The sequence below is a fragment of the Pseudomonas agarici genome (assembly GCF_900109755.1).
Lineage (GTDB): Bacteria > Pseudomonadota > Gammaproteobacteria > Pseudomonadales > Pseudomonadaceae > Aquipseudomonas > Aquipseudomonas agarici.
In genome coordinates, this window is sequence record NZ_FOAR01000030.1 from 25,022 (window position 1) to 50,900 (window position 25,879).

18 protein-coding genes are annotated in these 25,879 nt (G+C 60.1%); all 18 read right to left on the reverse strand.

The annotated features are described in order from the left end of the window. Positions 1-3: 3 nt before the first annotated feature. Complete coding sequence (gene fliI, locus BMX68_RS21780; RefSeq protein ID WP_074862621.1) at positions 4-1,362, reverse strand: flagellar protein export ATPase FliI; 1,359 nt, start codon at positions 1,360-1,362, stop codon at positions 4-6. Continuing rightward, the gene (fliH, locus tag BMX68_RS21785; RefSeq protein WP_017130146.1) at positions 1,352-2,134 is read right to left on the reverse strand and encodes a flagellar assembly protein FliH; all 783 of its coding nucleotides are present in this window, start codon (positions 2,132-2,134) and stop codon (positions 1,352-1,354) included. Before fliH ends, fliI begins: the two co-directional genes overlap by 11 nt. 10 nt (positions 2,135-2,144) lie before the next feature. Next, on the reverse strand, positions 2,145-3,164 hold the full coding sequence (gene fliG, locus BMX68_RS21790) for a flagellar motor switch protein FliG (RefSeq protein WP_017130145.1): 1,020 nt from the start codon (positions 3,162-3,164) through the stop codon (positions 2,145-2,147). Then, on the reverse strand, positions 3,157-4,941 hold the full coding sequence (gene fliF, locus BMX68_RS21795) for a flagellar basal-body MS-ring/collar protein FliF (protein WP_017130144.1): 1,785 nt from the start codon (positions 4,939-4,941) through the stop codon (positions 3,157-3,159). Before fliF ends, fliG begins: the two co-directional genes overlap by 8 nt. A gap of 15 nt (positions 4,942-4,956) precedes the next feature. Further along, on the reverse strand, positions 4,957-5,286 hold the full coding sequence (fliE, locus tag BMX68_RS21800; protein WP_017130143.1) for a flagellar hook-basal body complex protein FliE: 330 nt from the start codon (positions 5,284-5,286) through the stop codon (positions 4,957-4,959). Positions 5,287-5,420: 134 nt separating this feature from the next. Next, positions 5,421-6,812: a sigma-54-dependent transcriptional regulator gene (locus tag BMX68_RS21805; RefSeq protein ID WP_176987704.1), complete on the reverse strand. Its 1,392-nt coding sequence runs from the start codon at positions 6,810-6,812 to the stop codon at positions 5,421-5,423. Positions 6,813-6,820: 8 nt separating this feature from the next. Then, entirely contained in the window at positions 6,821-8,014 is a 1,194-nt protein-coding gene (locus BMX68_RS21810) for a sensor histidine kinase (RefSeq protein WP_248672765.1), read from the reverse strand. Positions 8,015-8,142: 128 nt separating this feature from the next. After that, positions 8,143-9,618, reverse strand: coding sequence for a sigma-54-dependent transcriptional regulator (locus BMX68_RS21815; protein WP_017130140.1), 1,476 nt, complete (start codon positions 9,616-9,618; stop codon positions 8,143-8,145). Between the two features lie 171 nt (positions 9,619-9,789). Next, a complete protein-coding gene (gene fliT, locus BMX68_RS21820) occupies positions 9,790-10,086 on the reverse strand; it encodes a flagellar protein FliT (RefSeq protein WP_017130139.1) in 297 nt (98 codons plus the stop codon). A gap of 13 nt (positions 10,087-10,099) precedes the next feature. After that, positions 10,100-10,495: a flagellar export chaperone FliS gene (fliS, locus tag BMX68_RS21825; RefSeq protein WP_017130138.1), complete on the reverse strand. Its 396-nt coding sequence runs from the start codon at positions 10,493-10,495 to the stop codon at positions 10,100-10,102. 292 nt (positions 10,496-10,787) lie between these two features. Next, entirely contained in the window at positions 10,788-12,248 is a 1,461-nt protein-coding gene (gene fliD / locus BMX68_RS21830) for a flagellar filament capping protein FliD (protein WP_017130137.1), read from the reverse strand. 81 nt (positions 12,249-12,329) lie between these two features. Then, positions 12,330-12,692 (reverse strand): flagellar protein FlaG, encoded by a 363-nt coding sequence (locus tag BMX68_RS21835; RefSeq protein ID WP_026012984.1) that lies wholly within the window; start codon positions 12,690-12,692, stop codon positions 12,330-12,332. 73 nt (positions 12,693-12,765) lie between these two features. Next, entirely contained in the window at positions 12,766-13,617 is an 852-nt protein-coding gene (locus tag BMX68_RS21840; protein WP_017130135.1) for a flagellin domain-containing protein, read from the reverse strand. 439 nt (positions 13,618-14,056) lie between these two features. Further along, positions 14,057-14,983 (reverse strand): ketoacyl-ACP synthase III, encoded by a 927-nt coding sequence (locus BMX68_RS21845; RefSeq protein WP_017130134.1) that lies wholly within the window; start codon positions 14,981-14,983, stop codon positions 14,057-14,059. Positions 14,984-15,281: 298 nt separating this feature from the next. Continuing rightward, positions 15,282-18,212, reverse strand: a complete 2,931-nt coding sequence (locus BMX68_RS21850) for a TIGR00180 family glycosyltransferase (protein ID WP_017130133.1) — start codon at positions 18,210-18,212, stop codon at positions 15,282-15,284. A gap of 295 nt (positions 18,213-18,507) precedes the next feature. Next, a complete protein-coding gene (locus BMX68_RS21855; RefSeq protein ID WP_026012983.1) occupies positions 18,508-22,104 on the reverse strand; it encodes a glycosyltransferase in 3,597 nt (1,198 codons plus the stop codon). A gap of 119 nt (positions 22,105-22,223) precedes the next feature. Beyond that, the gene (locus BMX68_RS21860) at positions 22,224-23,801 is read right to left on the reverse strand and encodes a flagellar hook-associated protein 3 (protein WP_017130131.1); all 1,578 of its coding nucleotides are present in this window, start codon (positions 23,799-23,801) and stop codon (positions 22,224-22,226) included. Between the two features lie 13 nt (positions 23,802-23,814). Continuing rightward, entirely contained in the window at positions 23,815-25,875 is a 2,061-nt protein-coding gene (gene flgK / locus BMX68_RS21865; RefSeq protein ID WP_017130130.1) for a flagellar hook-associated protein FlgK, read from the reverse strand. Positions 25,876-25,879 lie beyond the last annotated feature (4 nt).

The window sequence follows — 25,879 nt, forward strand, 5'->3', positions numbered from 1 at the left end:
CGGTCAACCGCCCGCCGCGGGCGCGAAGACCGTCGCCAGGTGTGCGTCACTCGCGCCCAGGCTGACATTGTCGTTCAGCCCCTGGCGCAGGTACTGGACCAGCGCCGGCTGCAGGGAGATCGCCGTGTCGGTCTCGCGGTCGCCGCCAGCCACATAAGCGCCGACGCTGATCAGGTCACGGCTTTGCTGGTAGCGCGACCAGAGCTGCTTGAAATATTGCGCACGCTTCATGTGTTCGGCACTGACCACCGCCGGCATCACCCGACTGATGGACGCCTCGATATCGATTGCCGGGTAGTGACCTTCCTCGGCCAGGCGCCGGGACAGCACGATATGCCCATCGAGCACCCCCCGCGCCGAGTCGGCAATCGGGTCCTGCTGGTCGTCGCCCTCGGACAGCACGGTATAGAACGCCGTGATTGAACCACCGCCGGCCTCGGCGTTACCCGCACGTTCCACCAGTTTTGGCAGCTTGGCAAAGACCGACGGCGGATAGCCCTTGGTCGCCGGTGGCTCGCCGATGGCCAGGGCGATTTCTCGCTGGGCTTGGGCGAAACGGGTCAACGAATCCATGAGTAGCAGGACATTCTTGCCCTTATCACGGAAATACTCGGCGATCCGCGTGCAATACATGGCGGCGCGCAGGCGCATCAATGGCGCATCGTCGGCGGGCGACGCGACCACCACCGAACGCTTGAGTCCTTCCTCGCCAAGAATGTGCTCGATGAACTCCTTCACTTCGCGGCCCCGCTCACCGATCAGCCCGACCACGATGATGTCGGCCTCGGTAAAGCGGGTCATCATACCCAGCAGCACACTCTTGCCCACCCCTGTGCCGGCGAACAGGCCGAGACGCTGGCCGCGGCCCACCGTCAGTAATCCGTTGATACTGCGGATGCCCACATCCAGTGGCTGATGGATGGGGTCACGCTTGAGCGGGTTGATGGTTGGGCCGTCCATCGGCACCCAATCCTCGGCCTTCATTGCCCCCTTACCATCCAGTGCTCGCCCTGCCCCGTCCAGCACCCGCCCGAGCATGCTCATGCCCATTGGCAGACGCCCGGTGTCGGCCAGTGGTACGACCCTGGCACCTGGGGCGATACCGGCCACACTGCCCACCGGCATCAGAAACACCTTGTTGCCGGAGAAGCCCATGACCTCGGCTTCGACCTGCACCGGGTGATAGCTGTCGTCGTTGATGACCAGGCAGCGAGCGCCCATGGCGGCCCGCAGGCCTTCGGCTTCGAGGGTCAGGCCAACCATGCGCACCAGGCGACCTTCGAGAATCGGCTGGCCGGGCAAGTCGATGGCATCGGCGTAGGTGCTCAGGCGTCTGCCGAAGCTGGTTCGCTCAAGGCGCATCGCACAGGTCCGCAGCACTGGTCGGTACATGAGGTTCGCCCAGCGCCAATGCCAGGTCGGGCTGGGCTGGATGCAGGGATTGCTCGTGCAATTGATCGAACAGTTGCGCCAGCGCCTGCTCGATGCGGGTTTCGACGCTGGCATCGATCCGACTGTGCTCGGTCTCGACCCGACAACCACCGGGCAGCAGAGCCTCATCCTCGACGATGCGCCAGGTCGCCTCATGGCGTTCGCGCAAGGCCTTGATCTGCTCGAAGTCCTGGGGATTGATGTACAACCGTACATTCTCGGCGCCCAGTGGCAGCAGCTTGAGGGTTTCGCGCAGGACATGCCCGATCTGGCTGGAGTCCATCTTGAGTTCGCGCTGGATGACCTGGCGAGTCATATGTCCAACCAACCCTACCAGGCTTTGCTCGATCTGCCGGTCCTGCTCGGCGATGGGGGCGAACAGGTTGCTCATCAGGGTTTCCAGGTGGACCAGCTTGGCGCTCAAGGCGACCTCGGCCTCCTGGCGTACCTTGATTTGAGTGCTGTGGAAACCTTCTCGCTCGCCCACCGCGAAACCTTCGTTGTAGGCTTCCTGGCGGATGCTCTCGAGTTCTTCGAGGGTCAGTGGCTGCACTTCCTCCAGCGGCACCTCCTCGATCTCGACCGGTGGCTCTTGCACCGGCGCAGGTTCAGGCTCCTCGACAGGCGGATCGAAGCTGGGCAACGACCATAGGTCGAAGCCTGTTACGTCCCGTGCGCGGATCAGATCGGTTGGATCAGTCATGACTTGATCCTTAGATCATCTCTTCGCCGCCCTTGCCACCGAGCACGATTTCTCCGGCTTCGGCCATACGGCGGGCGATGGTGAGAATTTCCTTTTGGGCGGCTTCGACGTCGCTGACGCGCACCGGCCCCTTGGCCTCGAGGTCGTCGCGCAGCAGCTCCGCGGCGCGCTTGGACATGTTCTTGAAGATCTTTTCCTTGACGCCCTCATCCGAGCCTTTAAGGGCAAGCACCAGTACATCGGAGGAGACCTCGCGCAACAGCGCCTGGATACCCCGGTCGTCGACGTCGGACAGGTTGTTGAAGACGAACATCAGGTCTTCGATCTGAGTCGACAGGTCCTCGTCCACTTCGCGGATCGAGTCCATCAACTGGCCTTCGATCGAGCTGTCGAGGAAGTTCATGATATCCGCGGCACGCTTGATACCGCCCAGGGTGGTACGCGCGGCGTTGGAATTGCCGGAGAACTGGCGCTCCAAAATCTGGTTGAGCTCCTTGAGGGCCGCCGGCTGTACCGTGTTCAGCGAGGAGACACGCAGGATGATGTCCAGGCGCACCTTGTGGTCGAAGTTATTCAGCACCTCGCCGGCCTGATCGGGGTCCAGGTAGGCCACCACGATTGCCTGGATCTGCGGGTGCTCGTAACGGATCACGTCCGCCACGGCGCGCGGTTCCATCCACTTGAGGCTATCCAGGCCGCTGGTATTGCCACCGAGCAGGATGCGGTCGATCAGGCCATTGGCCTTGTCTTCGCCGAGGGCCTGGGTGAGCATCTTGCGCACATAGTCATCGGAACCGACGCCCAGGCTGGTCTGGTCGCCGACAATCTCGACAAACTCGCTCATGACCTGCTCGACCTGCTCGCGATGCACGTTGCGCATCTGCGCCATGGCCACGCCAACCCGTTGAACCTCCTTGGGTCCCATGTGGCGCAACACCTGCGCGGCATCGGTGGAACCCAGCGACAGCAGCAAGATCGCGGCTTTATCGACCCGGCTCAGCTTCTGGGTGACGGCGGCGTTATTACTCATCGGCGTTAATCCATTCTTTGACGACCTGTGCCACACGGCCCGGATCTTCAGCTACCAGACTCTTGATGGCATTGAGTTGAGCGTCATAGCCTTCACTCGGGCTGGGCAAGAGGATGCTTTGCGGACCACCAAGGCTCACGCGATCATTGGCCAATTCGCCGTCCAGACCGCCCATACCGCCCAGCTCGACATCGCCGCCGATGCCCGCCAGTTGTTTCTTGCCACCGCCAGTGATGTTGTTGAGCACCGGACGCAGCACGCCGAACACCAGCATCAGGATAAACAGCACGCCCACGACCTGCTTGACCACATCCCAAAACCAGGGTTGCGAGTAGAACGGGATATCGGCGATTACCTCCCCGCGTTCAGCGGAGAACGGCACATTGATCACACTGACGCTGTCGCCACGGCTGGCGTCGAAGCCAACGGCATCCTGGACCAGGCGGGTGAAGCGCGCCAATTCCTCGGCACTCCACGGCGCACGGCTGGTTTCGCCATTGGCGGCGTTGACCTTGACCTGATCGTCGACCACTACCGCCACTGACAGACGGGTCAGGCGACCCAGTTGCTGCTTGGTGTGACTGATAGAGCGATCCAGCTCGAAGTTTTTCGTGGATTGTTGACGCTTGTCCGCCGGGTACGGCGCCAGCATCGGCTGGCCGGTGGCGGGGTCCATGATCTGCTGGCCGTTGGCATCGAGCAGCGGCTGGCCGGGCTGCACCGGGCCCGTCGAGGCGGTGGCGCCAGCGGTGGTCTGCGGTGCCGAGGCCGGTGCCGGCGGCTGGTTGCTCAACGCGCCGGGAACACCTTGCGGACCGTTGCTGGCAGTGCGCTGCTCGGTGGTCGATTGCTCACTGCGCAACGCCGGCTGATCCGGGTTGAACTGCTCGGACGTCGATTCGACGGCGCTGAAATCCACATCGGCGGACACTTCGGCCTTATAACGGTCGTTACCCAGCACTGGCTGCAGGATATTGTGTACACGTTGGGTCAGCATGCTTTCCATGCGGCGACTGTAGTCGAACTGCTTGCCGGCCATGGTCAATTCGTTGTTCTGCGCCTGGTCGGAGAGCAGGTTGCCCTTCTGGTCGACCACGGTGATCTGCGCCTTGCTCAGTTCGGGAACACTGGTCGCCACCAGATTGATGATCGCCACCACCTGGCCCGGCTCCAGTGAGCGACCGGAATACAGCTCGACCAATACCGAGGCACTCGGCTTGCGCTCGTCGCGCACGAACACCGAACTCTTTGGAATCGCCAGGTGCACGCGCGCGCCCTTGACGTTGTTCAGGCTGGAGATGGTCCGTGCCAACTCACCCTCCAGGCCGCGACGATAACGGGTCGCTTCCATGAACTGGCTAGTGCCCAGGCCCTGATCCTTGTCGAGGATCTCGAAACCGATATTGCCATCGCTCGCCGTCACACCAGCAGCTGCCAGTTTCAGGCGGGCACGGGACACATCGTCGGCCTTGACCAACAAGGCGCCGGAATTCGGCTCAACGGTGTAAGGAATATCCGCAGTTGCCAGAGTTTCCATGATCTGCTTAGCGTCCATACCGGCCAGGCTGCCATACAGGGGCCGGTAATCCGGTTGTTGGGACCACAACACCACGGCAAAACCAATCGCCACGCTCGCGGCCAGGCCCACCATCAGGCCGACCTGACGCAACACGGTCATTTCGGAAAGGTTTTCCAGAAAGGACAAACCAAACAACGGTGGTTTGCCGTCTGTCGAACCGGTCTTGACCGGTACGTTATCGGCGACTGCTTCAGCCATGACTCAATCTCGTCCTTAAACCGGCATCTGCATGATGTCTTGGTAGGCCTGGACCAACTTATTGCGCACCTGGGTCAAGGCCTGGAATGAAACGCTGGCTTTCTGCGAGGAAATCATCACGTCCGTCAAGTCCACACCGCTTTTGCCGATCTCGAAGGCGTTCGCCAACTGGCTCGCGGCCTGCTGGGTGTCATTGACCTTGCCGACGGCCTTGCCGAGCAGATCGGCAAAGCTGCTACCACTCATTTGCGGCGCCGCCACCGCCGATTTCGGTTGAGCCATGGCGTCCATTTGCATGGCCCGCATGTCCAACATCAATCGATTAAATTCAATACCCTGGCTCATGGATTGCTCTCTCCGGCGACCTGCAATTTTTTGACACTCGTGCAGCGGTTAATGAGGTGTTAGCAACAAGGGTGCCAGCTCCTTGTCGCCTCTGAACAAAAACCGCTACCGCACTGCATTAGGGATAGATCGCCTCAAGTGGCGAATAAATAAGCCTCGACGTCCATGCCGGCATCGCGCATCTGTGCCAACTTGTAGCGCAACGTCCGTGGGCTGATACCCAGGCGTTGCGCCGCTTCCTTGCGCCGCCCGCGCTCGGCACGCAACGTGTCGATGATCATCTGGAACTCGCGTCGACGCAGGTCGTCGCCCAAGGCCCCGGCGGATTCGCCAGCCCCCCCTTCACGGGCCGCCGTCTCGATCAACGGCGCCGACAGGATTGGCAAGGGTGCGCAAGCCAATGGCCCGGCCAGACAAAAATCCTCGGCCTGGATCAGTCCGCCCTGCTGCAAAATCAACGCTCGCTGAATCGCATTATCGAGTTCCCGGACATTGCCCGGCCAGGCATAACCGACCAGGCAAGCCTGGGCTTGGGGCGACAATCTAACGGCGGCATGCTTCATTTTTGCGCTGTGCTTGGTCAGCAGGCGTTCGGCCAGCGGCAGGATATCGCCAGTGCGCTCGCGCAACGGACGCCAGGCCAACGGAAATACCGACAGCCGGTAATAGAGATCTTCACGAAACCGCCCTGCCTTGACTTCGCCGGCCAGGTCGCGGTTGGTGGTGGCAACCACACGGATATCCAGGGTAATCGGTTTACGGGCCCCGACCCGCTCGACCTCGCGCTCCTGCAGCACTCGCAGCAGCTTGGCTTGCAGACCGAGGGGCATTTCGGAAATCTCGTCGAGTAGAATCGTCCCGCCATCAGCTTGCTCGAACTTGCCCGCCTGGGCGGCGATGGCACCGGTAAACGCGCCCTTTTCATGCCCGAACAGGGTCGCCTCAAGCATATTGTCGGGGATTGCCGCACAGTTGATCGCGACAAACGGCTGGCAGGCGCGATGGGACTGCTGGTGGATATACCGCGCCAGTACTTCCTTGCCGGTCCCCGACTCGCCGGAAATCAGCACAGTCGAATCGCTGCGTGCCACCCGTGCCGCCAAATCGAGCAACTGGGCGCTGGCAGGCTCGGCGGCAATCGGCCCTTCGCTCTCCACCGCACCCAACTGACCAAGCGCATGGCGCGCCACCAGATCCAGCAAAGCCTTGGGTTCGAACGGTTTGACCAGATAGTCGGCGGCCCCTTGGCGCATCGCTTGCACGGCGCGCTCGACCGCACCGTGCGCGGTTATCAGTAGCACAGGCAACAGTGGCTGGCGCACGCGCAGCAAGCCGAGCAACTGGTGCCCGTCCATGCCCGGCATATTCACATCGCTGACCACCAGGCTGAACGCCTCTCGCGTCGCGGCCTCCAGGGCCTCCTCGGCACAGGCGACCGCCAGGCATTCATAGCCCGCCAGCAACAAGGTGTCCGCCAGTGCTTCGCGTAGCGCTCGATCGTCCTCGACCAACAGGACTTTGATCATCCCGACCATTAGTGTGTCTCCACGGCGCCAGGGATCAGCGGCAGGCACAACATTGCACAGGTGCCGCGTCCCAGCCGGGAACGCAGTTGCATGTCGCCCTGGTGCGCCCTGGCAACGGCCTTGACCACAGTCAAGCCCAGACCGGTGCCGGTAGCCTTGGTGGTGAAGAAAGGTTCGCCAAGTTGCGCCAGCACTTCGGGCTCGATCCCGCTGCCGTTATCGCTGACGCTCAGGCGCAAGGTGCTCCCACGGCTGTACAAGTGCACCTTGAGGCGCACATCGCGACCGCCGGCCTGTAAGGCATTTTCAAGCAAGTTGAGCAGCGCTCCAACCAGAATATCGCGATTGCACAGCAGCTCGCCCTCATGGCTATCGCACTGCCAACGGATCGCCACGCCTTGCACGTGGACCTGTGCGGCACTCTGCAAAGCCTGCAACAACACTTTGGGCGCCAGGCGATCGGTCAGCGTCAGCTCGCCACGAGCAAACACCAACATGTCGCGCACTTGATGTTCCAGCGCGTGCAGGCGCTCTTTCAGGCGTGCGGCGAAACGTTGCTGGGTTTGCACCGGCAAGGCCTGCTCGGTGAGATGACTGGCGTACAGCAGCGCCGCCGACAACGGGGTGCGAATCTGATGGGCCAGCGAGGCCACCATCCGCCCCAGGGACGATAGCCGCTCATGGCGAGCCAACTGGCCCTGCAGGCGACGGGTTTCAGTCAGGTCATTGAGCAGCACCAGTTGCCCCGGCTCGCCTTCCAGCGCACGCGTGGCAATCGACAAACGCCGACCGTCCTTGAGGGAGACTTCATGACCGTCATCTTCACGGGGCGCAAAGCTGCGGGCGATCACCCGACGCCACAACTCACCTTCCAGCGGCAAGCCCAGTAGCTCATGGGCCGCGGGATTGGCCTCGCTGACAAAACCATGGGAGTCGATCACGATCACCCCGCCAGGCAACAGATCCAGCAGGTTCTGCAAGCGATTGACCAGGCGTTCCTTTTCCGCCAGCTCGCTCATACGCTGGGCGCTGACCACGGCCAGTTCGCCCTTGAGCGCAGTGACTCGCGCCTCAAGCAAGCTGTAGGAGTCGCTGAGCTGCGTCGACATCTGATCGAACAGGTCGAAGGTCTGCTCAAGACCCAGCCGGTTGGCTCGCTCTACGGACGACGGTTGTCCCGGCACTGCGGGGACAGGAGACATCTGGGCGGCTTGGGGCATCGTGCTCTCTCGCTTGGCTGACCGTCATTTAAACGGAACGTTGCAGGAGACTTAGCAATACCCGTGCCTAAAAAAAACCAACTGGTTTTCAGTGACTTGAAAAACAGGCGTCAATCATCCGCCTGTTCCTCGCCCTCACGACGACTCATGCCGTACTTGCGCATCTTCTCCACCAGGGTGGTACGGCGGATGCGCAGGCGCTCGGCTGCTCGCGCCACAATGCCGTTGGCATCGTCCAGCGCTTGCTGGATCAGACCCTGCTCCAGGCTACCGAGGTAATCCTTGAGGTCCAGACCTTCGGGCGGCAGCATCGCCGAAGTGCCGAAGCCCGGCGTATGGCCATTGATCGCCACGCGTTCTTCCAGATCGCTACGTAGGCCGTCGACCATCTGCTCGTCTTCATCGTCGACATAGCGAAATTTCTTTGGCAGCTCGATGACGCCGATCACCCCATACGGATGCATGATCGCCATGCGCTCCACCAGGTTGGCCAGCTCGCGAACGTTGCCTGGCCAGCCGTGGCGGCACAGGGACATGATCGCCGCCGAGTTGAAACGAATCGAACCGCGTTTTTCGTGCTCCATGCGCGAAATCAACTCGTTCATCAGCAACGGGATATCTTCGACCCGCTCGCGCAGCGGCGCCATTTCGATCGGGAAAACGTTCAGGCGGTAGTAGAGGTCTTCACGAAAACTGCCGACCTCGATCATGCTTTCGAGGTTCTTGTGGGTCGCGGCAATGATACGCACGTCCACGCTCTGGGTCTTGTTGCTGCCCACGCGCTCGAAGGTACGCTCCTGCAGCACGCGCAGCAGCTTGACCTGCATCGGTAGCGGCATGTCGCCGATTTCGTCAAGGAACAGGGTGCCACCGTTGGCCAGTTCGAAACGTCCGGCGCGACTGGTGATGGCTCCCGTAAAGGCGCCCTTCTCATGACCGAACAGTTCGCTTTCCAGCAGCTCCGCAGGAATCGCCCCACAGTTGACCGGGACGAACGGCGCATCACGGCGCTTGGAGTGATAGTGCAGGTTGCGCGCCACCACCTCCTTGCCGGTGCCGGATTCGCCGAGGATCAGCACACTGGCATCGGTATCGGCCACTTGCTGCATCATCTGGCGCACATGCTGGATGGCACGACTGGTGCCGACCAGACTGCGAAACAGGTTCGGCTCGCGCTGGCGACCACGCTCGCGAGCCTGATCATACATTTCGCGATAGACCTGGGCACGGTGCAGGGAGTCGAGCAATTTGCTGTAGCTGGGCGGCATTTCCAGACTGGAAAGAACCCGACGACGCAGGTCTTCGGATAGGTCGCTGGAAGTATTTTCACCCAAAAGCAGAACCGGAAGGAACTCATCCCAGGTTCCGAGTGTCTTTAACAAGCCCGATAGCCCCGACGGCATATTGACCGTGCCGATCAGGACACAAAGCACCTCACGACTGGAAGCCAGAGCGTCGACCGCCTGGCGCCAGTCAAGGCTCGCGCAGGACAGATTTTCTTCGCCAAGAAAATTTAAAATCACCGCCAGGTCGCGGCGGCGAACGCTATCGTCATCGATCAGCAGAATTTTGGTTTCACGCCACATGCAATAGCAACTTCCCTAGTCAACTCGATGCCCAAGATGGGTGGGCAAGTTAGACGCCCGAGGTGCGATAACATCCTCAAAGACGACTTAAACCTGAAAAACAGCACTAGTTAAGTCAAAAAATCGTACCCAGTCAAATTTATGGCGCAATACGCTTCGATTAACCCGCCGTTAACCGAACAGATGGTAAACCTTTGTCGCGTTCTGCGCTTGCTGGATCTGTTGCATCTCGTCGACTATCGCTTGTCTTTGTGCCATCGCCGTTTCCAACAACTGCCGGTAGACGTGTAATAGCTCTTCCAGATGACTGCGCAAGGCATCCTCATTCAGTGATGCCTCGTTGAGCACCTCCTCCATGCAGGCACGACAGGCCAGGTCCAACTGGGCAATACTCGCCCAATCGCGCTCGGCTAAAGCCTCGACAAGGGCTTCGCGGGTCTCCTGGATACGCTGCAGTACCGAGCTCATGAAGATCTACTCCTTAAAACTGTGGTCCCGGCGCGCCGATTGTGTCCCAGCCCTCTTTGACGGTGCCGAGCAGGCCTGAGACTTCATCCAGGATCTGCGGATCGGAATGGATATTGGCCTCGACCAGTCGCTTCATCATGTAAGCGTACAGGTTGTCCAGATCCGCGAGCGTGTCGGCCTGATTTTCCAGATCCAAGCCTTCGCGCAAGCCACCGACAATGCCAATGGCCTTGCCGATCGCCACGCCTTTGGCGGCGATATCCTTGCGCTCTATGGCGCCCTTGGCCTGGGCGATACGATCCAGGCCACCCTCCATCAGCATTTGTACCAGACGGTGAGGGCTGGCCTCGGAAGTCTGTGCTTGAGCACCCACCTTCTGATATTGCCGAAGGGCTAGCATCGGGTTCATGTTCTACCTCGTCGCAACTCAAGAGTTCGTATACCCAATGTATCGCCTTCGCGCCAAAAAACTTTAGCTCGAAAGGCAAAAACCCGGCGCGCACTAAAGTGTAGCCGGGTTTTTGGCGCCAGTTTGGAAACTAGTGGCCGGTGTGGTGAGTTCTGTCAGTCAATTTCGGCTGCCACCCGCCCCTGGCCTGCATTGCCGCTCCTCGTCATAGCCCGACCATGACTCGTCACAGCGCCTTGGTCATGGACGTGTGGCAGCCGAACTTGAGCTAACGAACTCACCGTACAGCCCACTAACTGGACTTCTGTTGTGCGTTCAGAGAGTTGAAAAACGAGGTGATACTGTTGGCCGTCGCTTTCATCTGCCCGACCAATATGTCCATTGCGTTGTACTTGGCGGTCAGGGTCGCGGTCAGGTTGGTGACTCGCACGTTCAAGGCCGTCTGCTGCTCCTGGAGTTGCTTGCTTTGGACCTGCAGGTTGGTGTTGCGCTGATCGAGCAGTCCTCCTGTTCGCAACCCCGTCGAGAGCGGCGTCCCCAGATAGGCGTCGAGCGCATGCCCCATGCGCGACAGTAGACCGTTGCTGGGATCGGTCCCCGTGAACAGTTGTTGCACTTGACTGCTCATGCCACTGGTCGACATCGCCTTGTTGAAGGCGACGCTGTCGAATCCCAACTGGCCGCTCCTGTCTGTCATCACTCCCAACTGCGACAGGACCGCCAACTGGCTGCCGGTTCCAGGAGCCGTCAGCACGCTGCGAATATCGGCAATCAACGAGCGCGGCATGGAGTCGCCAGTGAAAGCGGCCGCGACGGCCGGCTTGCCATCAGCGTCGGGTGTCGCATCGGACAGTGCATTGATGGCGGTCAGCAAGGTGTTATAGGCGTCGACGAACGACTTGATCGAGGTCTGCAAACCTGTGGTATTAGTCGCAACGGTGATCGCCGCAGGAGTCGCTGGCGGCGTTCCCGCGCTGACGGCCACCAGATTCAACGTCAGACCACTGATCGCACCGGTCACCGTGTTGCTCTTACTGGTCACCTGCAGGCCGTCGACGGTCAGTTTTGCATCGGTGGCGACTCCGCTGACCGCGCCCGAAGACGAGGCCAAGGGGGGGTTGGCCATAACCTGCGTACCGTCGATGACAAGCCCCGCAATACCGCTGACTTTCAGGTCCGAGCCCGCACCGGTCTTGCTCGAACTGATCACCAGGCGCGACGAGCCACTGCTATCGGTGACGATGTTAGCCGAAAAACCATTGCTCGCCTGCGAGCTGTTGATCGCATCGCGAGTACTCTGCAAGGTCGCATTGGCCGGGATCGCGACATCGTAATCAATGCCATTCTGGTTGATTTTCAGGGTACCGCTGGCAATGGCACTGTTCGCGCCACCGGCAAACGCGGCACTGGCTATTTTCGAACCCGTGGCCAGGCTCTGCACCACGACACTGTACGTACCGGCAACCACGGTATTGTCGGAACTGGTGGTCAAAATCGCCGGAGTACCCGAAGTCGCGGTATACCCGGAAAACGCCGGACTCGTCGTATTGCCAAGATTGGTCAGCGTCGCCTGAAATGCGGTCAACGCACTTTTCAGGGAACCAATGCCGGAAATCTTCAGCGTGTTGGCTTTGGTGGCTTTATCGATCTGGGTCTGCTTGGCCGACTTGTCGGCATCCACCAGAGCGGTGACGATCGCACCGATGTCCAGGCCAGAACCTAAGCCCGCGCCTGGTAAAATTGGACTTGCCATTGACTTCTCCCTTCAGCTTGCCGCCAGTCTTTTGACCCTTAACCGCGCCTAAAGAACATACAGGCACTATTCATGCCGTTGTCAGACTTCGCCGTCGAACAGCACGCTGCTCGCCGAACTTAAATTGTCCGCCAGGCTCAAGGCTTCAGCGGTCGGGATCTGCCGTACCACTTCGCCGGTCTCGCTGACGATGACCTTGACGATGACCTTCCCGGAGTGCTCATCAATGGAGAACTCCAGGTTTCGCTTGATCGACTGCACGAACTTTTCGATGTCCCGCACAGCCTGCTTGAGTCTTTCGGAGGAACCCTCATCCTTGTGCGGAGCAGGAGCGGCTTTCACTCTATCCACCTGAGGTGCCACGGTCGGCTGATCGGCCACCGGGCTTGAACTGGCCGGCGTCACAGCAGGGTAAGACAGATTAAGCTTTACACTCATGTCCATCTTCATCACCTCTCAACGAAAAAAAGCGAGAGAGCGCAACCGGCACACTCTCTCGCTCAAACTCATTCCGAAATTACTGAAGCAGCTTCAGTACAGCGGAAGGCAGTTGGTTAGCCTGGGCCAGAACAGCAGTGGAAGCCTGTTGCAGGGTCTGCTGCTTGGTCAGGTTAGCGGTTTCTGCGGCGAAGTCGGTATCTTGTACGCGACCTTGTGCGGCGGTGGTGTTTTCGGTGATGTTCTGCAGGTTGGCGATGGTGCTGGTCAGGCGGTTCTGCGAAGCACCGAGGTTGGCACGAGTGGAGTTGATGGTTGCCAGTGCAGCGTCGATCGCGGTGATGGCGTTGTCGATGTTCGCAGACAGAGTGGCGGAAGTGGCACCGGTCAGCACAACGGTACCGCTACCTACCGACAGGCTGACGGCGTCGAACGAGGTGCTCAGTACCAGGTCGATGCGGTTGGCCGAACCCACGTTGGCACCGACTTGCAGTTGCATGGTGCCTGCCGTGCCATCCATCAGGTTTTTGCCGTTCAGGTTGGTCGAAGCGGCGATACGGGTCAGTTCGTCGGACATCTGACCGAATTCAGCGTTGGTAGCGGTCTGATCGGCGGAACTGTTGGTGCCGTTACGTGCCTTGATCGCCAATTCACGCATACGTTGCAGGATGTCGGTCGAAGCTTGCAGCGCGCCTTCAGCGGTCTGTGCAATGGAGATACCGTCGTTGGCGTTTTGCGTGGCCTGGACCATGCCACGGATCTGCGAGGTCATGCGGCTGGCGATCTGCAGGCCGGCGGCGTCGTCTTTGGCGCTGTTGATTTTCAGGCCGGAAGACAGGCGCTGCATGGAGGTAGACAGTGCATCGGAAGCACGATTCAGGTTCTTTTGAACGCTCAACGACGTGGTGTTGGTGGTTACGGTTAAAGCCATGACGAAATCCTCGTGGGTTGGGTACTGCGGCTTCCGGCCCTGGCAACCGCCGGGTGTGGCCTAGAGAACCTTCGTAATAGTTATCGTCGCGATAGCAGGTTGCTTGAGGGGTTTTTTCAAAAATTTTGCCATCAAGCTGCCATCCCTGAAAAAACGAGGGTCTAGTGGTTTGTACGGGGAGTTCGTTAGCGCAAGTTCGAAGGCCAGAAGCCTATGGCCCAGGCGCTGTGAACAGTCATGGCCCGACTATGGCGAGGAACCGCAAAGCAAGCCGGGGGCTATTGCGTATGACGCCGGGGCGACAAACCTGACCGGTGCGCCCCGCTGATCCGTGCATTGAGCGCAAAGCTTGCGCTGCGGGTACTTCGCTCAATATCCGCGCAAAAAAATAGCGCTCACGGTCAACCTACCCGCAGCGCTACTTTGCGACCTTGTGGGGTCAAGGTCGATGAATAATCGCCGAACCCCACGACAGACCGACGCCGAAGCCACTGAGGGCGACGCGCTTCCAAGTGGAATCCAGGGCATGCTTTTCCAGCAGCAACGGAATACTCGAAGACACGGTATTGCCGGTCTCGACCATGTCCTTGATGAACTTCTCCGGCTCGCCCTCGAAACGCCGCGCTACGGCGTCGACAATCGCCGCACTGCCCTGGTGGATACAGAATGCGTCGATGTCGGCCGGTTGCAGGCCGGACTCATCGAGCAGTTCGTGCAAGTGCGCCGGCACCTTCAGCAAGGCGAAGTTAAACACCTGGCGACCGTTCATGAAGAACACCCCGTCGCTGACCTTCAGGTGCGGCGCACCAGCACCGTCGGTACCGAACTTGGCCTTGCCCAACTGCCAGGGCGCATCTTCGGCCATCCAGGTCGCAGTCGCGGCATCGCCGAACAACATGGTGGTATTGCGATCCTCGGGGTCGACGATCTTCGAATACGGATCGGCGGTCACCAGCAGGCCGTTCTTCAGACCGGCGGCTTCCATGAAACCTTTCATGGCATAGATGCCATAGACGTAACCGGAACAGCCCAGGGAAATATCGAACGCCGCCACGCTGGTCGCCAGACCGAGTTTGTCCTGGACAATCGCCGCCGTGTGCGGCAGGCCTTCCTCGTCACCGTTCTGGGTGACCACGATCAGCGCATCGATGCTTTCGCGTTGGAGTTCGGGATGCCTGGCGAACAAGGCATTCACCGCTTCGACACACAGGTCCGAGGTTTCCTGACCGGGGTCTTTGCGCGGCAGAAAGGCTGAACCGATCTTACCCAGGATAAAGTCTTCATCCTTGGCGAATTTGGCACCCTGAGCGTAGTTATCCACGCCGGCTGTCGGCACGTAACTGGCAATGCTTTTTATGCCAATCATTATGGCTTCCCAATAATAAACAGCTGAATACCGCCGCTCGCAGGAATCGAGGGCGCCGACCAACAGGGATTTGCCGCCCTCCCAAAAAATGGAGTAGAAACGGCGGAGTCGAGGGGCAATCACTGACCCAAAAGGCTCAGGTGCCCGCATCCCCGGCAAATACAATACAGTGAAGATGCGCGTTATGACTCACAGGTCACGCTTATTTTGCCCGAATCCACAGATGAAGGAACTTATTCGACCAGCAAGCCGTCCAGAGGCGTATCAGCGCTGGTGGGCACTGAACGCTTCAACCCGTTCAAACCAATAACCGAGCCCAATCCGGACCGGCGGCGGCGCCCAGAGCGAAGCCTTTTCCGCTCAACGACAGGTTCCGATTGTAGGCCGGATCATGCGCGAACGCATCTGCCCACTTCTCGCGGAGTGCCTCGATCGCCGACGCTGCTTGCGCCACCTCTCCCGAGTAAAGAACCTGCACTTGCGGTGTCCAGACGATCAAGTAACCGGCCTGCCCGACTTTCAGACACAGGTCGACATCCCCCAAGGCATCGACGAAAACTTCCTCATCCATACCACCGACGGCATTGTAGAGGTCATGGCGAATCATCAGACACACGGAGGAAACCGCGCTGTAGTTCTGTCCTACTACCAAACGCTGCAAGTAGCCCTTGGCATCCTTGTCTTCACCCACGAAAGGCGAGCCCACGGCGCCGTTCAGCCCCAGCAGCAAGCCAGCCTGGAAAACCTTGGTGTCCCGATCAAACAGCTTCGCCCCCACGATCCCGACCTCCGGGCGCTGCGCTTGATTGAGCAGCGATTCAATCCAATTCGGGTTGACCACCTCACTCTCGGCCGATAACAGTACCAGGTATTCGCCCTGGGCCTGTTGGCTGGCAACGTTGTGCAACGCCGATGTCTCCAGACGCTGCTCAAGCCTGATCACACTGACCTTGCCGCCCTGGCGCGCCAGCTCCTCCAGCCAGGCCGCAACGGCAGCGGATTGGCTATGGTTATCGACAATCAACACTTCGTAGTGGGTATAGCGAGTGCGCTGCAGGACAGCGGCCAGGCAGCGTTGTAGCGCGGGCAGATTGTCCTGGCTCTGCAAGATGATCGATACCAGAGGACGTGCGGTATGCCGATAATCGATCAGATAAGTACCCGGCAACGGCGAACTCACCTGGGCCTTGTAACCGCGCGTGCCCAGATGGCGAAGCAGAGACTGGCGCTCTTGAGGGTTTTCCTGCACCTCCACCGCCCGGCTGATCAGCAGGGGCTCATCCAGATGCGCCAGCCCGGCCATGCCGCCCTGCTCGATCACCCGCAACAACAGGTCGAATTCGAGTGCCTTGCTGAAGTCGGCGCTATAGCCACCGACCGCCACCAGGACCTCGCGGCGAATCAGCCAATGGCGCGCCATCAAGGCCGGCACGCTTTGCAGCAGATCGAGGTTGAATCCCGGACGGAATACATCCATCAGCGCACCGTCCGCCGCACGTTGGATCTCATCGGTCATCACCGCCCGGCAGGAGGTTGCATCCAGCAGCTCCAGGTCGGCGCGCAACAGGCCGCTGGCGGTAAACTCGTCGCCCGCTTCAACCAGCAACAGCCACTCACAAGGCGACTGCCGCGCCACCTGGTTGAGTTTGTCGACGTAGTTGCCCAGGCTCACCCGGACAAAGTGCAGGAGGTTCTGTGGGGTGGTCGCCGCCAACGGCTCACCGGTGGTCAGGACGACAATCCGGAAGGACTTGCAATGCCCCTCCAGCAGGCTATCGAGCGTCACCTGCAGTTTATCGATATCACCCTCCAGATCGAGCACCATGATCCCGAACTGAGGCGGGCCCTGGCGAGCCGCCAGGTATTGGATCGCCGCCTCGGCTTGCTCGTGATCGGGTTGGCGGGCCTCCAGCCACTGCAGCAGACGTCCCGAGCGGGTCGCGGCGAAGGTCCGCTGATTGTGAGGATCCGGCAAGGTGTCCAGGCGCGTCGCCCAGGCGCTCATTTTCTCGGCATCTTCTTGCTCTCCGAGCAGATCCAGTTGCCGGGCCAATCGCTTGACCAGATCCCGATCAAACATATTGCAATCGTGCGCCTGCCACAAACGATCAACCACGCTTTGCGCCGTATCGTTATTACGCGCCCGTATCAGGTCGTGCTGCCGCGCCCAGACACCTTCCAGTTTTTCGAGCTGCAGACGCCCCGCCGGCAAGCCGTGGAGCAGAAACTCGATATGAGTCAACTCGTCGAAAAACACCTGGTTGTAAAACGGCATCTCGACGTACTGGCGAGGGCCGAAACGTCGCTCAGGCGCTTGCGTAGCGCTCTTCCAGTAGGACTCGAAAATGATTTCGGCTGCCAGGGCTCGCCCGCAAATCAGGCTTTCGGCCATCGCTTCGAAGGCCTGGAGTGCAAACGCCTTGCCTTCGCGCGGGTCCAAGCCGGTTTGTCCGGCGGTCAGACCCGCCAGAAACTCGGCAAATGCTTCGCGCTCGGCTACCGACTTGCTGTCGGTGAACGTCAGCGAGTGATAAACCTCGGTCTTGTGCTCCGACTGTATGTAGTTGATCTCGCGGACCACATACGCCATCGGAAGAATCCGCGCCTTGGCCTGGGCCAGCATGTAGAACGTATGGCCAATCTCCTGCCATTCGAACTTCGCGTCGTTCGGCATGGCTGCATACCAGTCGCGAAACAGCGAGGTCCGATGCACGGCATAAAACGGCGGAATGAACTGATTCATGAAATCCAGGACACGATCCTGTGCCCGCTCGGACGCATAGTCTTCACAGACTTTCTTGTCGCGCCGGTAGTAAGTCACGCTGTTGGCCAGTGCCAGGTACATCAGGCAATAACCATGGCACATACCATAATCGGGATTAGCTTCGAGGAATTTTACCGACTCGACCACCGAGTCATGGATAAGGAAGTCATCGTCGGCGGCAAACACCGTATAAGGCGTGGTGACTTGATCGATGCCATAGACGACTTTGGCCTGGGCATCCCAATAACCGAATTGTGGCAGGTGCCGGTAATCGACATTGGACATGCCATCGGCCACGCCTTCACTGGTCTGCACAGAGGAGTCGAGAACAATGATCCGGCAAGGCAGCGGGCTGTAGAACTCCAATGCCCTGCGTAGGAAAGCAGGTCGGTTGTGGGTGATCAACAGCACCGTCAACAGCTCGTTCAGTGGTAACGCGTGTTCAGAACCGAAATTGCCTTGCATAACTTTTCCCCACAGTCGGCTAATCGCCCGATGAACTTAATAGTGATGTCTTTGTTTTAGACACAAGACTAATGACGCGCTGTTTGACTCACCAAGGGCCCAGGGTGTGCCAGATAATTGGCTTAGGCTTGAAGTGATGCAGTCGTTGCAGGAAACGCGCCAGTTCACTGGCCTGACAGGCAGGAAAGGCCGCGAATACAGGAGGATAGGTCAGTGCTGCCGGCAGCCGACAGGGCCTTACGCCGAGTCGCTCTTTATCGAGCACCAGCCGAAGACAACCACCGGGCACTCTCGATCAGTCAGCCAACCAGCCGTGCTCCCAGTAGCGCAGGTTATCGCCCTGCAGCAGGTAGTCGCGCAGCACCACCTCGCGAAGCTGATCACCCATGCGGTAACTGGCATCGGGATCGGCCAGATGCATGCCAATAGCCTCCAGCCATTCCTCGGTGGTGTTGGTCATCACCCGCGTACAAGGCAAGTAACCTCGATAGGCGGCGGTATCGGTACAAACCACCGGATAACCGCAAGCGCCATATTCAAGCAGGCGCAAGTTGCTCTTGCAGTCGTTGAAGATATGAAACTCCAACGGTGCCAGGGCCAGGTCCAGATTGAGGCTGGCCAGTTTCGCCGGGTAGATGCTCAGGTCGATGACGCCGTGGAATTCATGCATATACGGACGCAACTCTTCCGGGCACATGCCAAAGAACACCCAATCGACCCGGTCCGCCAACTCCCGGACGACGTCGGCGATAATCGCCAGGTCCCCCGCATGGCTGGTGCCACCACCCCAGCCCACCCGTGGCTTGCTCGATGTCCGCCGTCGACTGCGCAGGCCCGTCCAGAGGTGAGGCGCGAGCATGTTCGGGACCACCCGGATATCGCTGTGCATGGACGACAAGGCATTGCCCAGCTCCGGCGTCGACACGACGACCCGGTCACACATGCCGATGCCACGACGCACCAGCCGCTCCATCTCCATCTGGTCCGGCAAGTTGCGGATGTGCCCGTTCTTGTGGGGCACCTTAATGACATAGTCATCCAGTTCATAGATGCGCCGGGCATGGCTATAGGTTTTCAAACCCGTGATTTCATTGATCGGCTGTTCGGCATAACGGCCTTGCAGGACAATCACATCAGGCGACTGACGTTCTACCTCAATGATCGTCGGCAAGTTGTAGTAGGTTCGGCCAACCGCCCTGCCCGCCGCTTCCAGCTCGATAAGCGGCTGGGTCACCCGATAGTGGCCGATAGCCGAGGCATTGACCGGCAGCGCCATGATCCTAGGCAGATGTCGACTGGAAAAAGGTGTCCAGCCTGCACACAAGCCCGGTTCCAGGCTGAAGCTGGAGCCATTGAGGCCGTCGAGTGTCAGGTTGGGATTGTACGCCGGGTCTCTGGCAATCGACGGCAACCAACGCTGGTAAAACAGCTCTTCTTCCTTGGCTCGCAACGCCTGCTCGGCTGCATTCTGGGCCACCGCTGGCTGAACGCCGATAGCCAACTGTGCGTGGGGTGTCCACACCACCAAGTGATTGCTTTGAACGATGCGCAGGCAAAGATCAACCTCATTGAGGGTGTGGGCAAAGTGTTGTTCGTCAAGCCCTCCCACGTCATCAAACACCGACTTGCGCACCAACAGGCAATCGGCACCGACCGCGCTCAGATCCTGTGTCACCTGCAACCGATACATATACCCGGAGGCATTCAGGGTCTCGCCATAGAACGGCAAGCCCGCCGGGCCGCGCAACCCGAGGATCAAGCCCGCGTGTAGGATACTACCATCAGGACTGAACAGTTTCGCCCCCACCACCCCGACTTCCGGCCGCTGAGCCTGATTGAGCATTTGCTCCAGCCATTGGCCGTCGGTGATCACGGCAAAGGGATTAAGCAGCAACAAGTACTGGCCACGAGCCTGTCGAGCCGCGAAATTACGCACTGCGGCGACATTACCTTGCCCAGGATATTCCAGCACCCGCACCAGGCTGCCGGCCAATTGCGCCATGCCGGCCAACCACGCCTTGGCGTCGGCGCCTTCACTGCCATTGTCGACCAGCAGCAACTCGTATTCGGCATAGGCGGTCTTCTCCAGCAGACTCTCGACGCAACGCTGCACAGCCGCCGATTGATCCTTGCTGATAATAATGATCGACACCAGCGGTCGTTCGCCATGCCGGTACTCCACGTGGTTGAGCAACGGCGCGGAGCCGCGACGGATCTCGTGCGCGATACCCAGACGCCGCAAATGCGCACCTACGACAAGAGGGTTGAGCTCGACCAGTTCAGGCAACGAAAGCCAGTCGGCCAGGGAAAACCCCGACTCCAGCAGGATCTCGGCAATATGCTCCACGGCCTGGGTGCCCGCGAGTTCGACCAGGCGCCACAGCATATCGTGCGGTGCCAACTCGCCATGGCTCACGTCAAAGCCACCCGAGGCCAGAAAGGCCTCGCGCTGGAACGCCAATGCCCGTCCGACATAGGGATAACTACGCATCAGGTCCAGGTTGAAGTCCGGCTTGAACACCGGCGCCATGGACTCCCCTTCATGCAGGCCACCTTCGTCGCTATAGACACACAGGGCCTGCGACGAGACCGCAATACGTTCGGCCAGAATCAGCAAGGCCGGCGCCACCAGCCGGTCGCCGGCGCGCAGCAGATAAAACCAGTGAGCACCCTGCAACTGCGGCAGTAACTCGTTCAGTTGCTGCCTCCAGTCGTCCAGCAAGGGCAGGCGGAACACGCGCCCGTCCAGTACCGACTCGGTACAGGCACTGGACAGCACCAGCGTCAGCTCCGGCGCATAGTCTTGCCCGTCGAGACTGTCGAGCGTCACCTGCAGGCCCGCATGGCTGCCCTGCTCGTCAATGACGACCGCTACGATCTTCGGCTGCGTCGCCCAGCCACTGACGGTATCGGGCAGCAACAGGCGCTGGGCGTCGGTCAGCGTGCGGCAGCCCAGCCACTGGGCATACATCTGTGCAAAGCTCTCGCTGGCAATCCCGACCCGCCAGGATTGCGTGGTCTGCTTGGTCCCCAGCGTCCGACTGAGTGGCAGTTCCTCCCAGGGGCGTGGCACTTCATCGGCGCGCACCAGGGGCACATACCGCACCCAGCCTGGCGCTGGCGCCGGCTCGCCACTGCGCGCCTTGAGCATCTGTATCAGCCAATCCATTTCGATGGTTTTTGCCTCCTTCATCGACTGCTGGTTGCTCAGCCGTTCAGGATAAAGACGCTCGACGCTCAAGACGGTGTTCAATACCACGATATTGCCGCGGCGCATCAGGCAGATGTACAGGGCCAAGTCCAGCGACGCGGCAAAACAATGCCCCGGCTGAGTCAGCGCGGGCAACAACTCGAGCATGTCCGCCCGACGAAACAACGTACTGCTAAAACCACCGAAGAAATTGACCGGGAAGTTTTCACAGATCCCCAACAGATCCTCGCCCTTGAACAATCCCGAGACCGGCGACAGCGCGCTGTTCTCCAAGCGCGAGGGCAACTGAAGATTGTCCGCATCCCACAGCAGTCGCTGGCCCAGCACCAGGTTGACATCCGCCTGTCCAATCAAGACCTGTGCCTGCTGCTCGACACACCCGGAAAACAGTCGATCATCGTCGCAGAGAAACTTGATGTAGTCGCCCTGGGCCTGCTCCAGGCACGCCAGCAGGTTAGCGACAAAACCCATTCGCTGAGGATTGCGCACGTAACGCACCGGCTTGGCCGTCTGCTCGCTGAGCGACAACACCAGCTTCTCGATCTCATCGCCCTGGCTGTCGTCGCAGACGACAACTTCCAGATTGGCGTAACTCTGAGTCAACGCGGTACTCAGCGCGGCGGCGAAAAACCGTGGATTGAAGGCTGGGATCACAACACTGACAAGCGGGATAGGGTTCACGACGAAGCTCTCAAGCGACAGGGACTCTCCCGACCGGGAGACCCCCAGGGCCGCTGAGGACAGCGGCTGATAGACGACAGTACCATTGGAAGCCGAGGACGCTTTGGCGCCCAGCGCCTTCAAATCTTGTTGAACAGACCGAGCTGGCTGATCTTGCTGAAAGCCAACTGCGCTGCTTGCAACATGGTCTGCTGCAGCGTCAGACGAGTCATCACCTCGGCCGGATCGGAATCCCTGATGGCCTGTTGGCTGCTGCCGTTGGCCAGGGTCAGGCTTTCGTTGGTGGCCGCCTGAGTATCGAGTGCCCCACCCCGCGTACCGACGGTGGTAATCGCGCTACCCGCCTGATTCATCGCACTGTCGATATTGCTGATTCCGGCATTTATGGTCGCGAGGAGTTTCTGCTGGGCTGGCGGATTGCCGTCGACCGCAGTGTTCAGGCCAATAATCATCGAGTTCAGGGTGTCGAGGATATTCTGGGTCTGATGATCGTTGGGCTGAACGATGAACTGGTCACCGGCATTGGCCGCGCCATTGAAGGTGAAAGTGACGCCAGCGGCGGTGATGGTCTGCGCCGCCGGCAGCGCCGGCAGGGTGCCCGAGGACACCGGTTTACTGTCCGCCGAGATCGGCGCGGCATAGAGGTCATAGGCGCCGCCGGCGCCAAACTTGATGATTGCCCCACCGCCAGGGAAGGTGCTGGTATAGGCAACCTGGTTGGTGGTGGTGGCGCTGGTAATCACCGCTGTCGAGCTGTTGCCCGGACTGCGCGTGGTATTCAAGGAGTCCGGTTGCGCCGCCAGCGTGAAGCTATGTCCGGCGATCACGGTGTCAGGGACATCGCCGGCCTTCAGATTGATGTTAAGGGCCAGGTCGACGCCACGGAAGTTCACGGTCTGATTGGCACCGTTGCTGTTGCTGATCAGGCCGTTCTGACTCGCTTGCGCGGTGACATCGTTGCCGGCGCCGTCGGTAATCCTCAACTGCGTGCTACTGAGGAAGGTCACGGTATACGGTTGGCCGGCAGTGAATGCGGCGTTGTAGGTCGCACTGTCGCTGACCAGGCCGTTGGACAGGCTCACCCGACCATCGTCCACCGCCGGCGCGGTCAGGGTGACCTGGGTTCGCGCGGTGTTGATGGACTGCTGGAAGGCTTCCCAACCGGTGATATTACTGCCCAGCGACAGATTCTCGCCAACTTGCAGGCTCAAGGTGGACTGGTCGCCGTTGTAGCGGTAGGTACCGTCCGCGTTGGCGGTATAAGGCTCGGCATTGGTCTTCGAGCCGCCAAACAGGTAGTTGCCGTTCGAATCCTGGCTGTTCATCAGGCCAAGGATCGTCTGCTGGATCTGCCCCAGTTCCTGGGCCGCCGCCTTGCGGTCGGCATCGGTCTTGCTGCCGGTGTTGGCGGCCAACGCCAGCTCACGAGCCCGCTGCATCGCCGTCTGGATCGAGTCCAGCGCCGTTTCGGTTTGAGTGTATTGTGTCTTGAGTGCCGAGCTATTGGTGCCGTACTGAGTCAGCGCCGCGCTTTGCTGACCCAGTTGCAGCAGCCGCGCCGCGCCAACCGGGTCGTCGGCGGCGGTATTGACCTTGACCAGGCTGCTGGCTTCGGCGGCGCTCTTGAGCGTGTCATTGTAGCCACGCTGATAATTGGCAGCGGTCGTTTCGTAATACTGAGCGGTGGAAATGCGCATCAATTACGACTCCTTAAAGACTGTTGATCAGCATGCTGAAAGTTTCCTGGGCCGCTTTGATAATCTGTGACGAGGCGGTGTAGTACTGCTGGTACTTGACCAGGTTGCCGGTTTCCTCGTCGAGATTGACCCCGGACAGGGAATCGCGCGCGCCCTTGGCGTTGGTCAGCACCATGGTGGTCGCGTCGCTGTCCGACTTGGCCGTGGATGCCCGGGTACCGACATTGGAGACCAGCTTGCCGTAGGCATCCGAGAGGCTGATGCCCTGGCTTGGCGTGCCGGTGTCGACGGTCTTCTTGGTCTGCAAGCCGACCAGGACGGTGCTGTTGCGGTTGTCCGAGGAACCGGCACCGGTCATCGACAGGGTGAAGCTTTCACCGGCCTTCGGGTTGCCGCCCACCGTGGTCTGGGCCGTGAAGGTCTTCTGCACGTTAGGCGTGACGGTGGTGTCCATCACTGGGTTGCCCGAGGCGTCCACCATGTTGATCTTCAAGTTCAGGGTGTTGGCCTGGCCTGGCACGATGGTGCCGGTGCCCATGACATTGCCCTTGGCGTCGGTCAGGGTGTAGTTCTGGGTGCCCGCCGCCGCCCCGGTGCCGGGGGCAGCGAAGACGAGCTTGGCCGGCGTCCCATACTTGATGGCGTCCCGCAACTGCGCGTTGTTGATCGGGGTGGAGGCCCCCAATTGGTCGACCAGGGTCGGCTGGGTATAGGTCCCGCCATTGTTGGCACTGGTCACACCGGTCAGCGGCGCAGCGGCGGCGATGTTCTTCGAATCGCTCATCACCGTCTGGATATCGCTGGCGCCACTGCGGGTCGGGGTGATCTTGAAGCTGTCGCCGGCAGTCATCGCCGTGGCGCTATTGGGGTTCAGGGTGAAGCCATCGATAACCGGCGGCGGCGTGGTAGCCGTGCTGAAACTGCCCATGTCGGTGCCGTCGGAACGCTTGACCGAGTAGTTCGTGCCGCTGGTGAAGGTCACTTGGTAGTCGTAGGTGGTCAAGGCGCCGGTGTCGCTGATATTCACGTTCAGGTTGCCGGAACCGGCACTGTTGGTCGACTTGGCGATACTGCGCTGGCTGATCAACGCGGCGCTGTTGATATCGTTGAAGATCGCCGAACCGAAGTTGCCGTTCTTGTCGATGCCTTGGGCGTTCTGCCGGTTCATCTGATCGGCAACCACCAAGGCCACGCGACCCAGCTCGTTCAGCGCCGGGTTCAGCACTTCGTTGCGATAACGCAGCAGACCGCCGATCTCGCCACCGCTCACCGTGTTGGTGATATCGATGGTACTCGAGGCGCGGTTCAGTTGCAGTGCCGAACGACTCGGATCGTCCTTGCTCGGCACCGCCGCCAGGGTGTTCGTGCTGTTGCCCATGACCAGCGGTTGGCCATTGGCGAGGTAGACATCATAGTTGGCGCCGCGCTCGGTCACCGAAGTGCCGACCAGTTCGGACAACTGACGAACAGCCTCGTTACGCTTGTCCATCAGGTCGTTGGGCGCGCCACCGGATGGGGAAATCCTGGAAATCTGGTCGTTGTATTGAGCGACGCTGGTTGCCAGTTTGTTCACCTGGTCGGCCATATCCGCCAGATTGGTATTGATACCGGTGTTCTGCTCGTTGAGCTGCTTGGCGATGGCGTTGAACTTATCACTCAGGGCCTTGGCACTGCTCAGTGCGCTCTGCCGGGAGGGGTCGTCGGTTGGCGAGGCCGAGACCGCTTGCAGGGAAGTGAAGAACTTCTGCAAGGAGGCCGTCATGCCGGTGTTGGTATCGGACAACATCGCATCGGTCGGCGTGACTTGGGCCAGGTACGACGAGGTGTCGTTGTTGAGCGAGGTCGCGGTATGCAACTGCGATTCCAGGTACGAACTGTAGACTCGGCGCACATCCGCCAGGGTGGTGCCGGTGCCGATGAAGACGCTGCCGTACTTTTGCGAGGCCGCGGAGCTCTGCACGGTTTGCTGACGCGAATAACCGGCGGTATCGACGTTGGCAATGTTGTTGCCGGTGGTTGATAGCGCCGAGCTGGCCGCGTTCAACCCCGTCATCCCGATATTGAGCAGACTCATGATT